17 protein-coding genes are annotated in these 14,553 nt (G+C 54.3%); all 17 read right to left on the reverse strand.

All coding sequences use genetic code 11. From position 1 onward, the window contains the following. Positions 1–56 precede the first annotated feature (56 nt). The gene (locus BUB60_RS05455; RefSeq protein ID WP_073076653.1) at positions 57–1,604 is read right to left on the reverse strand and encodes a flagellin N-terminal helical domain-containing protein; all 1,548 of its coding nucleotides are present in this window, start codon (positions 1,602–1,604) and stop codon (positions 57–59) included. A gap of 23 nt (positions 1,605–1,627) precedes the next feature. After that, a complete protein-coding gene (gene flgK / locus BUB60_RS05460) occupies positions 1,628–3,448 on the reverse strand; it encodes a flagellar hook-associated protein FlgK (protein ID WP_073076654.1) in 1,821 nt (606 codons plus the stop codon). 102 nt (positions 3,449–3,550) lie between these two features. After that, on the reverse strand, positions 3,551–4,060 hold the full coding sequence (locus BUB60_RS05465) for a flagellar protein FlgN (protein WP_084726272.1): 510 nt from the start codon (positions 4,058–4,060) through the stop codon (positions 3,551–3,553). Positions 4,061–4,154: 94 nt separating this feature from the next. Continuing rightward, positions 4,155–4,451 carry a flagellar biosynthesis anti-sigma factor FlgM gene (locus tag BUB60_RS05470; protein WP_073076656.1) on the reverse strand — a complete coding sequence of 99 codons (297 nt, stop codon included), beginning with the start codon at positions 4,449–4,451 and terminating at the stop codon, positions 4,155–4,157. A 27-nt stretch (positions 4,452–4,478) separates the two neighbouring features. Beyond that, complete coding sequence (locus BUB60_RS05475; RefSeq protein WP_073076657.1) at positions 4,479–4,877, reverse strand: hypothetical protein; 399 nt, start codon at positions 4,875–4,877, stop codon at positions 4,479–4,481. A 23-nt stretch (positions 4,878–4,900) separates the two neighbouring features. Beyond that, a complete protein-coding gene (gene flgF / locus BUB60_RS05480; RefSeq protein WP_073076658.1) occupies positions 4,901–5,662 on the reverse strand; it encodes a flagellar basal-body rod protein FlgF in 762 nt (253 codons plus the stop codon). A gap of 5 nt (positions 5,663–5,667) precedes the next feature. Then, on the reverse strand, positions 5,668–6,429 hold the full coding sequence (flgF, locus tag BUB60_RS05485; protein WP_073076659.1) for a flagellar basal-body rod protein FlgF: 762 nt from the start codon (positions 6,427–6,429) through the stop codon (positions 5,668–5,670). A gap of 212 nt (positions 6,430–6,641) precedes the next feature. Further along, positions 6,642–7,385 carry a sigma-70 family RNA polymerase sigma factor gene (locus BUB60_RS05490; RefSeq protein ID WP_073077029.1) on the reverse strand — a complete coding sequence of 248 codons (744 nt, stop codon included), beginning with the start codon at positions 7,383–7,385 and terminating at the stop codon, positions 6,642–6,644. A 78-nt stretch (positions 7,386–7,463) separates the two neighbouring features. Next, positions 7,464–8,123 (reverse strand): flagellar brake protein, encoded by a 660-nt coding sequence (locus tag BUB60_RS05495; RefSeq protein ID WP_073076660.1) that lies wholly within the window; start codon positions 8,121–8,123, stop codon positions 7,464–7,466. A gap of 37 nt (positions 8,124–8,160) precedes the next feature. Continuing rightward, a complete protein-coding gene (flhA, locus tag BUB60_RS05500) occupies positions 8,161–10,203 on the reverse strand; it encodes a flagellar biosynthesis protein FlhA (RefSeq protein WP_073076661.1) in 2,043 nt (680 codons plus the stop codon). Between the two features lie 41 nt (positions 10,204–10,244). Beyond that, positions 10,245–11,315 (reverse strand): flagellar biosynthesis protein FlhB, encoded by a 1,071-nt coding sequence (gene flhB, locus BUB60_RS05505; protein WP_073076662.1) that lies wholly within the window; start codon positions 11,313–11,315, stop codon positions 10,245–10,247. 42 nt (positions 11,316–11,357) lie between these two features. Further along, complete coding sequence (gene fliR, locus BUB60_RS05510) at positions 11,358–12,158, reverse strand: flagellar biosynthetic protein FliR (protein ID WP_084726274.1); 801 nt, start codon at positions 12,156–12,158, stop codon at positions 11,358–11,360. 3 nt (positions 12,159–12,161) lie between these two features. Then, entirely contained in the window at positions 12,162–12,434 is a 273-nt protein-coding gene (gene fliQ, locus BUB60_RS05515; RefSeq protein ID WP_073076664.1) for a flagellar biosynthesis protein FliQ, read from the reverse strand. Between the two features lie 15 nt (positions 12,435–12,449). Continuing rightward, positions 12,450–13,265, reverse strand: coding sequence for a flagellar type III secretion system pore protein FliP (gene fliP, locus BUB60_RS05520; protein WP_242941161.1), 816 nt, complete (start codon positions 13,263–13,265; stop codon positions 12,450–12,452). An 89-nt stretch (positions 13,266–13,354) separates the two neighbouring features. Next, positions 13,355–13,714, reverse strand: coding sequence for a flagellar biosynthetic protein FliO (gene fliO, locus BUB60_RS05525; RefSeq protein WP_073076665.1), 360 nt, complete (start codon positions 13,712–13,714; stop codon positions 13,355–13,357). 65 nt (positions 13,715–13,779) lie between these two features. Then, a complete protein-coding gene (gene fliE, locus BUB60_RS05530) occupies positions 13,780–14,085 on the reverse strand; it encodes a flagellar hook-basal body complex protein FliE (RefSeq protein ID WP_073076666.1) in 306 nt (101 codons plus the stop codon). A gap of 25 nt (positions 14,086–14,110) precedes the next feature. Continuing rightward, positions 14,111–14,545 (reverse strand): flagellar basal body rod protein FlgC, encoded by a 435-nt coding sequence (flgC, locus tag BUB60_RS05535; protein ID WP_073076667.1) that lies wholly within the window; start codon positions 14,543–14,545, stop codon positions 14,111–14,113. Positions 14,546–14,553: the final 8 nt, after the last annotated feature.

The following is a 14,553-nucleotide window of genomic DNA, read 5'->3' on the forward strand; positions in this document are numbered from 1 at the left end:
CTGCAACGGCCTTCATGGCCGCTTTCCCAGGTCACGCCGTGCCCGTATATAAAGAGCTATCTTAAAAAGTCTATCAGTGAGGTCTTGAGAATCTCAGAACCGCCGGCAAGCGCCGCGTTATATATCGTCTGCGCCGTCGACAGGTTCATGATGGCTTCGGCCATATCGGCGTCCTCCGCGTCGGAGCGCATCTTCGTATAGTTCAGTCCATTGGTATCATAACGGCTTGATATGAGAGTCAACCGGTTCTGGGAGGCGCCGATGCTGGTCTCAAGCGTCCGGACATTGCCCATAGCATTCTGAATGGATGTGATCATCGACGACAGTTGGTCCGGATGTTCCTGCGCCTCGCCGCTTTCAAGTATATCGATGGCCCTGCCGAGAAGATGGTAGATGTTATCCGAGCCGGTGCCCAAAAGATCAAGCCCCGTCATCGTAATATCGATGGTCTGCGCATCTCCGACACCGATCTGCAGCCTTGTCGTATTGCCCTGCTCTCCCGCCAGGGAAGGCGTGGGCATGGCCGCCGAAAGATCGCTGATCGCCGTATTTAACGGCGAGCCGGCACCCCCCTCTAAAAGGGACCTGACGGTGTCGTTCCTGGGCGGTGTCGCCGCCGGGTCGACGGTATTGATGATATCATAGACCTTCTGTTTATCGAATTTATTGGCCAGCTCATCGGCTGTATACACGCTGATCCCCTGGTCCGCATAGTATTCATAGTCGATGGCGCCGTCAGGCGTCTTTTGGATCGCGGGATCAGTGTCCAGAATATACTCTCCGGCAAGCTCCTTGGAGACCTCTGTGTTCAATTGATCGACGACAGGAGACAGCTTGTCATAGAACTCCTTAAACGCCTGATACTGCGTTCCGGCTTGGACTGTGCCGTCCACATCGTATTTTTCGACGTCTTTCATCGCCTGCGCTGCGTTAGACATAAGCCCGTTCAGCGCGTTCAGTATCTGCGACGCCTGAGATTTGGCAAATTCTCCATTGTAAGACGTTGAGAACGTGTCGGCGATGCCAAAGGCCGTATTGGCGTTCGCCGTCATCAGCGCCGTATTGGCGTCAAAGTCAGCTTTCCAGGAAACCTGTGAGAGGTTGATGCCGTTGTACATCAGATCGCCTGTCGTCTCGTTGACGGTGAACGGCGGATTCTTGCTGCTGCCGACGATGCTGCCGGTATAGTTGTATCCGCCAAACAGATAGCTCGTCCCCATGGTGGTGTTGGCGATGGAGAGCACTTCCTTCTGCAGGTTCTTCAGTTCCTCGGCGATCGTCTTCTGATCGTCCGCTCCCTTTCCCCCGCTCTGCGCCGTCACAATGTCTCCATAGACAGACTTGAGGATCTCGTTGAGCTCGCTCGTCACCGACTCGGTTTCATTCAGATAGCTGGACGCCGTCGATATATTGGCTTTATACAGCGCCAGATTGGACAGCTTATCGCGCGCGCGCAAAGCCAGCAGCGTACTCTGCGGGTCGTCGGCAATGCCGTTTATACGCTTTGTGGAGTCTACCTGAGACTGATACTTGCTCACCCTGTTTAAGGCGGAATTGGAGTCCGTTAAAAACTGATTGACCATCATGGCGTTCGTGATTCTCATATAAACTCCCCCCCTATTGGAAATTAGTTGATACCCATTTTATTGATCATCGTATCTAGCATATCGTCAAGCGTGGTGATTATTCTGGCCGCCGCGTTATACGACTGCTGGAAGACAATGAGATTCGTGGTCTCTTCGTCGAGGGACACGGACGAGACGGATTTTCTCTGCGTATTGACGTTGTCGAGCAGCGACCCTTTTGTGCTTGCGATGCTGTCCGACGTTTTGGACGTGATTGCGAGGTTGTCGACAATACTGTTGAGCTTGTCGTTATATCCGCTGTTTGTGAGGTCCTTGGCGAGCTTTTCGGCAATGCCGGCGTTGCCTGCATTCGTCGATCCGGCACTCAAATCAATCTTCAGCTCGGAGCCGGCGATGTTGTAAACACTCTCGCGCACCGCGTCGCTGATCGAGAAATTGCCGGCGGTCACATTGTCATAGGCGTGTGTGTAATCAAAAAGGAGATTGCCATCGGCATCGACATCCTGGGTGCCGTCTCCATCAGCGTCCACAGGCACCGGATTGGCTTGAAAGAACATAATACCTTTTACCGAGGTATTGCCATTACTGCCGTCTGGATACGTATAGCCCTGAAGGTGGATATCGTTGATATTTTTAGCAATCTCCCGCACGAGCTCGTTCATCTGGTTCATATAATACGGGATGCCGGGATTTTCGGAGCTGCTGTTGGAGATCATCTCAATATTGGAGTAGAGCTGCCCACCTGTAATCGCGCCGCCAGAGCCGATATCCAGCTCATAGCTGGCAGCTGTTGTGCTGTTGACAAGCGTCAGCCTGTTGCGCGAGAGGAACGATAACATGTCGACGTCGCCGCCGGCGGCATCCTCCGCAGAAAGCGCCGTCGTGCCTTCCACCACCGTTTTGCCGTCGTACAGGATGTCCCATTGCGTCGGATCGTCGGCATTGAGCTGCATCGTTACGGTGCCGGGCGCCGTGTGGGCATTCATCTGATCGACAATGGCCTGTATGGCGGCCTGCTTGTCCGCTGCCGTCGGAAGCGTGGCGTCGCTGTTGATCGCGGCGGCCTGCGCCGCCATGTCGGACATCGTCCAGGTATTGACCGTGTTCGCATTTCTGCCTTCCACGAGCGCGATGCCACCGATACTGACGTCCACCATGCTGGAATTTTTAGCGTTTGGCGTATACGTGATATTCACGTAGCCTGAAAGCTCGTCCAGCAGGAGATTCCGCTCGTCGTTTAAATCGTTTGCCGTCGCGCCGTTCTGCTCGCTCCTGGCAATGGCATCGTTCAGATTGGCGATCTTCTGAGCCAGGGAATTGATTTGCTCCGACGCCGTATGGATGCTGCTGTTTTGATCCTGCCAGAGGCTCTGCATTTCTTCATATACATTGCGGAAGCTCTCCGTCATGCTTTCCGCCTGCTTCTGGACAGCCGTCCTGTATTCCTTGCTGGTGGTGTCCGAGGCGAACTTGTTCAGCGCGGCAAAGAAATCTTTAATGGACGTCTTCATACTGCTGTCGTCGTCGAGCTCGTTGAAAAGACCATCCATATACGCCAGGGCATCGCTCCGCGCGGCACTGTAGCCATAGTTCGTGTTCAGATTTCTGTACTGCTGGTCGAGGTAAGCGCTTCTAATCTGCTGGACGCCAGTGGCTTCAACACCCTGCCCGACGGCCGCCTTGCTGAGCTGCGCCACCAGATAAGCGGGCGACGTGGGCTCCTTGGCAGAGGTCAGAACCCGCTGACGGGTATAGCCCAGCGTATTGACGTTGCTGATATTCTGCTCGGTGACATTGAGTTGCTGCATTGCGACAGACAGTCCTGATTTTGCCGCCTCAAACGACCCGAATGTTGATGACATAATCCTTTCCAATCCGCCGCTGCGCCGGCTGGCTCAAGTTGTCGGCACGCCGCTGCGCAGAAAGTGCGGTGCCGCTGTTACTCTGACTTCGTATGATTTCTGTCAAACGTGCAGGTCGAGCAGGCTCAGCTCACCTGAAACGTCTCTCCTGCTCCCTTGGACATCGTAGGCGTTGCTCTTGGTTTTCGGGATATATATGAGGTTGAGCATATATTCCGTATAGTTGATCTGGAGCGCGAGAAGCTGGCGCAATTTATCGTTCTGGGAATTCAGCGCCGTCACACAGTCGCCGAGCTTATTCTTCAGCTCCGTCAGCCGGGTCTTGGCGCGGTTGTCCGTCAGCCGCGCGATCACCGACGACAACGGGACATTTGTGTCAAAAAGGCCGATGGCTCTTGAAAGTACACCGGCACAAATTTCTCTATCCTTCTCCAGCCTCTTAAGCTCGACAATCAACTCTTCTTCCCTGTCCGTTGCCGCGCGCAGATTTTCGATATCGCCAGCGGACACGGAATTTTCCTTCTCGGCGGCGATTGACGTCAGCGCCGTCAGCAATTCCAGTGTTCTCGTCAGATTGAGGCACAATTCGTCTGAAGCACTGCGTACTTCCATAAATTTCTCCCTGAAGGCGGGTTCGGCGGTTTGCCGTCCCGGCCCGATCAAATTTTCGCGTCAGTTTCCATTCGGACCGGGCGAGGCCCGGCGCTTAAATATGGGTGGGAATACCGCTGAGTATCCCGCCGACGATATCGTCCGTCGGGACCTCATACGTATTGCTGTCCAGCTTTTCCATAATGTCGGCGGCCCGTGCGTCTTCCGCCGTGCTGGATTTGTCTATGGAGTCCTTGGCCGATTTGAGGAACGCGGCGAATTTCTGCGCTCCCGCCGACAGTTCGACACTGTCGGAAATTTCAGCCTTGAGCGGGCTCTTGACGGGCTTGCTGTTGACATTATTGATGTATTTGGAAATTGCGTCATTCTGGGAAACTGAATTGATTCTCATCCTCAGTCACTCCTTACCAGGTAATTATCAATCATCGTTGTACGATATAGGCACAACGGTTTTCTTTCCGGCCGACTTTCTGGCCTCAGCGTTCTTCTCCGTCAGCTTTTCCGCCAATATCTTCGCCGCGCACTGATCGCAGAGCGCCCCCCCGGTTGTTTCCTTCCCGCAGGCACGGCAGCGGTGTGCGCCGTTGAGTCTGTTGCTCACAAGAATTCTGTCCTTGTTAATCAGGTAGCTGAGAGCTTTTTCGGTGATCCCGGTTGCCTCGATGATCGACGCGAAATCACTCGTCTTTGAATTTTGGTAAATATACCTTCTTGCCTTAATGTATGACTCCTCGATAAGCTTTGAACACTCGGGGCAAAGGTCAACACCGAAATTGTTGAAGGCTTTGCCGCAATATTCACAAACACATATCGGCATTAAAACTCCTCCTTACAAAACTGCTAGCTGTGCATCGTATCGGCAAGACCCATCATGTCGTCCGTCGTCGTCAGCGCCCTGCTGGCCATGGAATATGCGCGCTGCGCACGGATGAGCAGCGTCAGTTCTTCGGACAGGTCCACGTTGGAACGCTCCAGACTCCCCTGCGTCACGCCTGAGGTCAGGTCCTGCACTGGCTGGCCTGAATTTGCCGTCACTCTGAAGCAGGAGTTGCCCGCCGGAGACAGGCCGTTTGGATTTTGAAAGCTCACAAGCCCGATGGCCCCGTAACTCTGTCCGTCCGCAGTGATGGTGCCGTCGGCGGATACCTGGGCGCTGCTTATGTTGTCGGGCAGTGTGATTCTGTTGCCGTCAGCATCCAGGACAAAGTAGCCCTCCGGCGTCACCAGATAATTGCCGCCGTCGATTATCGTCGCGTTAAAGGCGCCGCTGCGCGTGTACAGTATCTCGCCGTTGTCCGCCTGGACCTGGAAAAAACCGCCGCCCTGTATGGCGAAATCAAGCGGCAGGTCTGTCTGGGACACGGTGCCCTCTGACATGTTGATATTCGTGGCGCCCAGCAGGACGCCGCTGCCTGCCAAAAGGTTATTCGCGGCGCTGTCCGCCAGGACAGGATCGATCATGGTGGTATACAACGCGTCTTTAAAATCCGTGCGCGTCGATTTATACCCCGGCGTATTGACATTGGCGATGTTGGCCGAGATGGTGTCAAGCCTGGTCTGCTGGGCGGAAAGGCCCGAGGCTGCCGTATAAAGTGACTGCATCTTCCTTACCCTCCGATCCTTCCGAGGTTCACAGTCAGTTCAAGCGTTTTATCCGTCATATTGACGATCTTCTGACTGGCCTCGTATTTCCGATAGACGGAGATCATATCGACCATCTCATTGGACATATCGACATTCGAGCCCTCCAGCGTCCCCTGGCGGACGGTGGTGCCCGTTGCGGCAACCGGCGCGGCGCCGCCGTAGATGGTATATAAATTGTTGCCTTCCTTGCGCAGGACGCCCTGGTCGGCAAAGGTCACGATATTGAGGGTATCCGGCGCCGCCGTGGCCCCCGTGATCGCGCCGCTGTCTGACACGGTAAATTTATCGGAACCCACATAAATCCTGCCGTTCTGCCCCAGAACATAATTCCCGTCCTGGGTCACGAGATATCCCTGGGTGTCGACGGTAAAGTTTCCGCTCCGCGTGTAGCGGACGCCAGCGGCCGTTTCCACGGTAAAGAACCCGTCGCCCATGAGCGCAAGGTCCGTATATTTGTCCGTCTGTTCAAGTGTGCCGCCGCCGAAATTCGTGTACAGCTCGTCGATATGGGTGCCGAAATCGTAACCGCCCACCGTCGGCGCACCGACAATGCTGATGTTGGGGTCATTGATTCTCTGGAGCATCACTTCATCGAATGTCGACGTGAGCAGACTGTCGGACTTATAGCCCGGTGTCTCTGCGTTGACGATATTGTTCGTCAGAACATCCATTCTGTTCCGCTGAACCGTCATACCCGTGGCCGCCGTATATAATCCGCGAACCATAACATTACCTCCCGGTATGACGCGGCCGTAACATCATCGAAGCGTCCGGCGCTTTCGATTCTTACGGTGTCACATCATACATATCGTTATTTTTTTACAAAATTTTCGTATATGTTGGGTACTTTTTTTCTTTTTGTTAAATTTGACAAGGACGCGTTGCTTTAACACGTTATTTTTGTCGTTTTCGGAGGTCAAAAAAAGTCGTTTTTTGTTTATTCCTCCAAGACCATTCGCATCTCCAAAAGTATCCTGGAGTGTATCTGGGAGACGCGCGACTCGGAAATCTGCAGTATCTTGGCAATACTCTTCATCGTCAGGCCCTCGTAATAGTGCAGCGTGATCACCATTTTCTCGCGCTCCGGGAGCGAATCTATCAGCTTTTTAAGCGCTTCAGACATGACCTCGTTTTCGATTTTCTGATAGGGGTCGTTTTTCGTGGGCTCGAGAAATTCCTCGTTTTCCTTTTCATAAAGCAGCGACTCGAAATAAACGAGGTTGAACATGTGCGTCTTCTGCATGACCTTTTGAACAACGACTTCCTTAACGCCCAGATAGTTCGCGATCTCCTGCTCCGTCGGCCGCCTGTTATACTGCGCCTCCAACGTTTCATAAGCTCTCTGAATACTGCTGATCTTCTTTCGGAGGCTTGACGGCGCCCAGTCCTGCTTGCGCATATAATCGATGATCTCGCCGCGGATGCGTACGGTGGCGTATGTCTGGAACTTGACGCCGAAGGACCGGTCGAATTTGTTGACGGCATCAATGAGTCCCAACACGCCGCAGCTCATTAATTCGTCCTTTTCGCTGTAATCCTTATATTGTGGCATCAGGCGCTTCACGACGATCCCGACGATATAAAGATAATGCGAGATTATCTTGTTTTTTACTTCGGCGTCGCCGGTGTTGAAGTATTGCTCCCAAAGGTCGTCCACATTCGTGAGTTCCTCTGTTCCCATACTATCGCCCCAATCTGCCGCCGTGCCGGCGGGCATCATCTTCGGCCGCTCATTGGGCAGGCGCCGGCACATGGCTTTCTATCTGAACTTTTTTGTCTGCCTGTATGTCAGCTTGTCACGCTGGCTCAGGACCACCATCTTTATAAGCGCGTCCCGCGCCTTTTCGGGCAGATCTACAAACTGAACGCCGAGACGGAAGCCGAATTCCCTGTTCCTTGTCGGGATGCACCGGACGACCGTGCCTTTGATCCTCGATAAGATTTCATTGAGGCCAAATAGATTGAGGCGCAGCGTCATCTCCATCTCCTGTCCGATTTCACAGTCTTCGTCGAATCTCAAAAGTATGCCCGTTTCAGCGATATCGACGGTGCTTGTCTTGACCCACTTGCCGTCCGGATACTTCCGGGCGTTGACCGCGATGCTCTCCCTGACGCGAAACGCCTGCCTCCTCTGAACGCGCCGGGCCTCGCCCCAAGTCCTCAGGTGGATGATAATGACATTTGACGCGGCATCCACGTCGGTCACAACGACCTCGAACATATACAGGCCCCGCTCGGTCACACAGGATACCGAAAAAATCTCAGAGGTCCGTACGATGACCTGGTGTCCCTGCTTATAGGGCGCGAGGATCGTAAACGAGTTCTCGCCGGTCACCTCGTCGATCGTGGTTATAAAGGCTTCCGTACCGTTGATCATACGGACCTCGTTCCCCGTTTTCAGTATTTTTTCCAGATTCACCGCTTTGCACCTCGTTCAGTTGGGATATGCCGAAGCCTCAGGTCATTTTGATGATGCTCTCAATATGGAGCTCCATGCTCTGCTCGACCTCCGCATATGACAGCACGGTAAGGTTCGGCGCAATCTGCTCGATCAGCTTTTTAAATCTCGGACGGATGGCCGGTGCCGTCAGCGCCACGGACTTTTTGCCCTGGATCGTCATCTTGTCCATGATTTCCCGCGTGTTTTTAAAGATACTCTGGAGCTGCGAGGGTTCGAGCACGGTCACGATACCGGCCTCGGTACGTTTTGTCTTTTCGGCGATAAGCTGCTCAACCTTGGAGTCCAGCGCCAAAACGGCCACGTCGTCGCCGGTCAGAAATCTGCTCGTGATGACCCGCGCGAGATTCTGCCGGACATATTCCGTCAGGTCGTCGGGATTTTTCGTCACCGTACCGTACTCGGCAAGCGTTTCGATGATCGTGGCCAGGTTTTTTATCGGGATATTCTCGCGGAGCAGCCGGACGAGGATCTTTTGGATATCCCCATAGGTGAACATCTTTGGAACGACCTCCTCCACCAGCGCCGGCTGCTGCTGCGACAGGTTTTCCATCAGCATCTGCACCTGCTGCCTGTTGACAAGCTCGTAGGCGTGGGCCTTGATGACTTCCATCAGGTGCGTGGTGATGACGGAGGGCGGATCGATCGTTGTATAGCCCAGAAGCTCGGCTCTCTCACGCTGCTTTTTGGTGATCCATAGGGCGGGCAGGCCGAAGGTCGGCTCGATCGTCTCGACGCCGGTGATCGTCTCGTCCACACCGTCGGAATTGATGGCCAGATAGTGATCCGGCATGACCTCGCCCCCGGCGACCTCGACGCCCTTGATCATGATCTTATATTCGTTCGTATTAAGCCGGACATTGTCGCGCATGCGGATCGACGGCAAAATGATGCCGAGCTCGATGGCGCACTGACGCCGGATCATAATAATGCGGTCCAAAAGGTCCCCACCCAGGCTTGTGTCGATCATCGGGACGATCCCGTAGCCGAACTCAAGCTCCAGCTGCTCGACCTGCAGGAGATTCAGGACATTCTCCGGCTTACGCTTTTCCTCCGCGAGCTCTTTCGTTTTATCCTCCGGGACAGGTTCTCCCGCCGGCTTCGTTTTGATCTTGCTTCGCATGTAGAGCCCCGTGCTGATGAGCACGGTGGAGATGACGAGGAGCTGGGGTACCGGGAACCCCGGAATCAGGCACATGGCAAGCAAAATGCCGCCGCAGACCAGCATGGTGGTCGGGTTGCTCAGCAGCTGCTTCGTCAGGTCGACGCCGAAGCTGGCGTCGGAAGCCGACCGCGTCACGACGATACCGGTCGAGGTGGAAATGAGCAGTGCCGGGATCTGGCTTACGAGGCCGTCGCCGACAGTGGCCAGCACATAAATATTGACCGCCTTGGAAATATCATAATGCTCCATTGTCAGGCCGACGATGAGCCCGCCGACGATATTGACGATGATGATGACGATGGCAATGATGGCGTCGCCCTTGATGAACTTGCTGGCGCCGTCCATGGCGCCGTAGAAATCGGCCTCGCGCTGAATGTCCGACCGGCGCTTGCGCGCCGTCGCCTCATCGATGGCGCCGGTATTCAGGTCGGCGTCGATGGCCATCTGTTTGCCCGGCATGGCGTCCAGCGTGAATCTGGCGGCCACCTCCGAAACGCGCTCGGCGCCCTTCGTGATGACAATGAACTGAATGGCGACGATAATGAGGAACGCCACGATGCCGACAACCAAGTTGCCCCCGATAACAAACGATCCGAAGGTCTTGATCACCTCGCCGGCGTCACCCCCGTTGCCGAGAATCAGCTTGGTGGAGGACAGGTTCAGGGACAGGCGGAACAGCGTTGTGATCAACAGGAGCGTCGGCAGGACGGAAAACTCCAGCGCCTCCTTGATAAAGAGCGTTGTCAGCATGATGAAGAGCGACAAAATGATGTTCATGATGATGAGCGCGTCGAACAGCCAGGTCGGCAGCGGGAGGATGATGATCATGATGATGCCGAGTATGAGAGCGCTTGTCATAATATCGGATTTCTTCATTTCGCATCACCTCTGCCGGAATTGATATGTCTCTATATGCTTTAAGCCTTGATGGCCTTGTAGACGTAAATAAGGATATCCGCGATCGCCTGGTACAGCTCGGGCGGAATCTCGTGGCCAACCTCGCAGGCGGCATACAGGGCGCGGGCCACAGGCTTGTTCTCGACGATGGCGATGTCGAGCTCCTTGGCTTTCTTTTTGATCCTCTGGGCCAGATAATCCTGGCCCTTGGCGATGACGACAGGCGCTTTGTCCAGCTCGTCGTCGTACCGCAGCGCCACGGCAAAGTGGTCCGGGTTCGTGACGACGACGGTGGCGTCGGGCAGGTTCTTCATCATCCGCTGGGCGCTCATCCGGCGCTGCTTCTGCCGTATCTTCGCCTTGATCTGGGGATCGCCTTCCAGCTGCTTGTTTTCTTCCTTGACTTCCTGCTTTGTCATGCGGATATCTTTTTCAAACTTCCACCACTGGTATAGGACGTCGACGGCCGAAAACGCGATAAGCGCCAGGCCGATCATGATCCCCATCGAAAAGCTCGTCGACAGCACCTTGGAAAACGCGGCGCCCACGTCGGAATAGATCATGTTGGCAAAGCTTTTCAGCGCGGAAGAAAAGTAGCTGTAGACGATATAGCCGAGAATAACGATCTTGAAAATCGACTTGCCCAGCTCCACCAGCGAGGCGGAGGAGAAGATACGCTTGAAGCCGTTGATCGGATTGATCTTCTTAAAATCCGGCTTGAGCTTTTCGGTGATGAACATCGGACCGGTCTGGACCACATGCACGACGGCCCCGCCGATCATCACGATCAGCATAAACGGCAGGAGCAGCGGGAGGATACCGTTCAGGATGTCTTTATAGTACAGGACGACCGACGAGGCCGTGACGTTTTTGGCATTGCCGACGATAACGCTGTCGGAGAGGAGCCAGGATGAAAAGCCTCTCATGGAGCGAAGGAATCCCTCATAGCCGACCTTCAGCGTCCCGAAGGTAATAAAAAGCATGATTGCCGAACACATATCGGAGCTCTTGTGAACCTCGCCCTTTTTCCGGGTGTCTCTTCGCTTTTTTGGCGAGGCTTTTTCAGTTTTTTCGCCGCTGCCCTGCGCCATAAAGCCGGTTCACCTCTGCTTTATCCGTGTTTTTCTATAAGCTCACGCCGTTCCGGCCAGGTGGTCAAACATGACGCCGATATAGTTGAACATCTGCGTGAAGATGTCTTTCGTAAAATTTGCAAACAGCGAAAATGTCATCAGCATCACGACGAGGCCGACAATGATCTTTATCGGGATGCCGACCACGAACATGTTCATCTGCGGCACCGTTTTGATCATCGCGCCAAGGGCGATTTCAATCATTACGCCCGCAGCAAGCACCGGCATTGCCACCATGATCGACAGGAGAAACGATTTCGTCATCACCTCGGCGGCAACCCAGAGGATATCAGGGGGCGCCATAGCCGTACCGATGGGCACCGCCGTAATTGTCTTTTGTATCACCGATATCAGCTTCAGATGCCCGTCGTACATAAAAAACAGGATGAGCATCATGATATTGAACAGATTCCCGGAAACCGGGCTCTGGCTGTTGTTTTGAAAATCGTAGATGCTCGCCATGCTGTAGCCGATCTGGTAGTCCATGATGGCCCCGGCGGTCATCGTCAGATTGAATATCGCCGTGAGGACGAATCCCATCGCCACGCCGAACGCCAGTTCCCGCACAACGACCAGCGCATATTCAAGGAGATTGTTGAAAACCGGATATGAGGCCGGCGCGGGAAGCCCTGACATGAAAACGACGGTCAGTACGGCACAAAAGCCGATCTTGGCGATATTGGGCACGTTTTTTCTGCCGAAAATAGGGCTTGAAATCAGAAGGCCGGTGACACGGACAAAGAGCAGGAGCACGTAATCCAGATGATCGCGTATCAGCGCGAGCTGAGACATTATACTCATAGCTTATTTCAGCATGGTATTGATGGCGCCGTATATCTCGTTGGTGAAATCGGTGACCTTGCTGATGATCCATCCGCCGAACACAAGAAAAGCGAACAGGATGCCGATGATCTTCGGCACAAAGGCCAGCGTCTGCTCGTTGATTTGCGTCGTCGCCTGGAAGATCGACACAAGGACTCCGATGATAAGCGCCGCGCCAAGCATCGGCATCGACCCCATCAGGACGACGTAGACCGCGTCCTTGATCACCGTCAGAATTTCCGGTTGTGATAACATGTCGTTTCCCCCAAACTAAAAGCTGTTGATGAGCGTACCGATCGTCATTTTCCAGCCGTCCACCAGCACGAAAAGAAGGATTTTGAACGGCATGGAGATCATTGCCGGCGGAAGCATCATCATACCCATCGCCATCAGCGTGCTCGCCACGATCATGTCGATGACGATGAAGGGAATATAGATAAAAAAGCCGATGGCGAAAGCGTGCTTGAGCTCGCTGGTGATAAAGGACGCGATAATAACATGATCGGGCACGCTCTTGACATCTGTGGAGGCGTCGATTTTCGCCAGGTCCTCAAAAAAGCCGAGGTCGGACTGATATGTCTCTTTCAGCATAAAATCCCGGATCGGCTCCATCGCCTTTTCGGAAAATTCGGTAAACTGGATCTCATTTTTAATGTACGGCTGGTACGCCACGTCGTTGATCTGCGTCAGAACCGGACTCATGACGAAATATGTAATAAAAATCGCCAGGCCGATGATTACCGTGTTCGGCGGCATATTCTGCAGGCCGATGGCGTTGCGCACGATCGACAGCACGATGATGATCCTGGTAAAGCCCGTCAGCATGATGAGCATCGTCGGAATCAGCGTGATTGCCGTCAGGATCATGATGATCTGCAGCGACTGCTGGTCGTTGTCCAGAAGCGACTTGATCGTATCGAAGGGCGCCGCCGACGCGTTTCTCGACACCGCTGTCAGCGCCGCGACGCAGATAATAAACGCCACGCTCGTGCCCAGGCAGATTTTCGCTGTTTTCATGACCTTTTTCCAGACCGTGGCGCCGCGATCGGGGACCGGCAGCCGCGGCTGGCTGTAAACCGTTTTCAAAGACCCACCACATTTCAAAAGCTGTGATACCGCAGCCCGTATCTCGCACACGGGTTCGGCGTTATTCCGGAGCGGCGCTCCGGGGGTTCTCAATCGTCCTTCTTTTGCCTGTTGAATCTTTTGTTCAGTTCTTCCTTAAAGCTCTCTCCGAAGGACGGCAGAGATGCAGAGGGCTCTTCTTTCTTCAACCCCGATTCCGACTTGTCGAGCTTGTCCAGCAGCTCAACGCGCTGCGCGCTGACGCCGAGGATGTAGTGGAACTGGCCGATCTCGACGATGGTCACCGATTTGTCTCTGCCCAGCGACTGTGAGCCGATCAGCTTTATGCCGGAGCTCCTGCGGAAACCGCCGCCGCCTGTTTTCGCCACCAGCTTTGTCACGTAGTACGCCGCGAATATTACGGCCGCGATGATAACGATGGCCTGAACATAATCCCAGAATGTATTCACAGCGTCCTCCGTTCAAATAGATGCAGAGAGGCGGCTGTCGTCGCCTCTCATACAGGCGGATGCGCTTAGACCTGCATGTTCATGATTTCCTTATACGCCTCCACGGCCTTGTTCCGGATCGCCACGGTCAGATTGAGCGTGATCTCCGATTTCTGGGCCGCGATCATGGTATCGGAAAGATCGTCGGTATTGCCGGTCAACAGGTCCAGCGTGGCCTGGGCGTTGTCGTCGCCGACCTTGTTGAATTTTTCCAGGGCCTCGTTGAGCGCCTCTTTAAATCCGCCGCTGCTCCCGGTTTCGGAAGACTTCGCGGCGGCGGCGTTTACAATGCTGCTTAAATTGCTGACAGGATTTGAACCGATGACAGGCATATAGAAAACTCCTTTAAGTCAGATTTTACTTGCCGATTTCCAGCGCTTTGACCGCCATGTCCTTATAGGCGTTGAACGCCGTGACGTTGGCCTCGTAGGATCTGTACGCCGAAATCATGTCCACCATCTCCTGGGTGATGTCCACATTCGGCATCTGGACGTATCCGTCGGCATTGGCGTCGGGATTTGTCGGGTCGTACACCAGCTGGTACGGCGACGGGTCGTTGGAAATCTCGGCCACGCGGACGCCGCCCTCGGTGCTGTCGTGTTCCGAATTTTTCAGCACGTCGGAGAAGTTGGGGTTGCGCTCCTCCAGAATCGTCACTTTCCTGGTATAGGGCAGTCCGTTGGCCGCTCTGGTCGTATCGATGTTGGCGATATTCTCGGAGATGACGTCCATGCGCAGGCGCTGGGCGGTCAGTCCCGAGCCGCTGATATTCATTCCGCTTAAAAAGCCCATTTGTCAAA

The sequence above is a fragment of the Sporobacter termitidis DSM 10068 genome (assembly GCF_900130065.1).
Taxonomy (GTDB): Bacteria; Bacillota; Clostridia; order Oscillospirales; family Oscillospiraceae; genus Sporobacter; species Sporobacter termitidis.

Excerpts from the sequence above, each read along its gene's own strand:
- BUB60_RS05455 (WP_073076653.1), bottom strand. The coding sequence starts at position 1,604 with ATGAGAATCACGAACGCCATGATGGTCAATCAGTTTTTAACGGACTCC.
- flgK (WP_073076654.1), bottom strand. The coding sequence starts at position 3,448 with ATGTCATCAACATTCGGGTCGTTTGAGGCGGCAAAATCAGGACTGTCT.
- BUB60_RS05465 (WP_084726272.1), bottom strand. The coding sequence starts at position 4,060 with ATGGAAGTACGCAGTGCTTCAGACGAATTGTGCCTCAATCTGACGAGA.
- BUB60_RS05470 (WP_073076656.1), bottom strand. The coding sequence starts at position 4,451 with ATGAGAATCAATTCAGTTTCCCAGAATGACGCAATTTCCAAATACATC.
- BUB60_RS05475 (WP_073076657.1), bottom strand. The coding sequence starts at position 4,877 with ATGCCGATATGTGTTTGTGAATATTGCGGCAAAGCCTTCAACAATTTC.
- flgF (WP_073076658.1), bottom strand. The coding sequence starts at position 5,662 with ATGCAGTCACTTTATACGGCAGCCTCGGGCCTTTCCGCCCAGCAGACC.
- flgF (WP_073076659.1), bottom strand. The coding sequence starts at position 6,429 with ATGGTTCGCGGATTATATACGGCGGCCACGGGTATGACGGTTCAGCGG.
- BUB60_RS05490 (WP_073077029.1), bottom strand. The coding sequence starts at position 7,385 with ATGGGAACAGAGGAACTCACGAATGTGGACGACCTTTGGGAGCAATAC.
- flhA (WP_073076661.1), bottom strand. The coding sequence starts at position 10,203 with ATGAAGAAATCCGATATTATGACAAGCGCTCTCATACTCGGCATCATC.
- flhB (WP_073076662.1), bottom strand. The coding sequence starts at position 11,315 with ATGGCGCAGGGCAGCGGCGAAAAAACTGAAAAAGCCTCGCCAAAAAAG.
- fliR (WP_084726274.1), bottom strand. The coding sequence starts at position 12,158 with ATGAGTATAATGTCTCAGCTCGCGCTGATACGCGATCATCTGGATTAC.
- fliQ (WP_073076664.1), bottom strand. The coding sequence starts at position 12,434 with ATGTTATCACAACCGGAAATTCTGACGGTGATCAAGGACGCGGTCTAC.
- fliE (WP_073076666.1), bottom strand. The coding sequence starts at position 14,085 with ATGCCTGTCATCGGTTCAAATCCTGTCAGCAATTTAAGCAGCATTGTA.
- flgC (WP_073076667.1), bottom strand. The coding sequence starts at position 14,545 with ATGGGCTTTTTAAGCGGAATGAATATCAGCGGCTCGGGACTGACCGCC.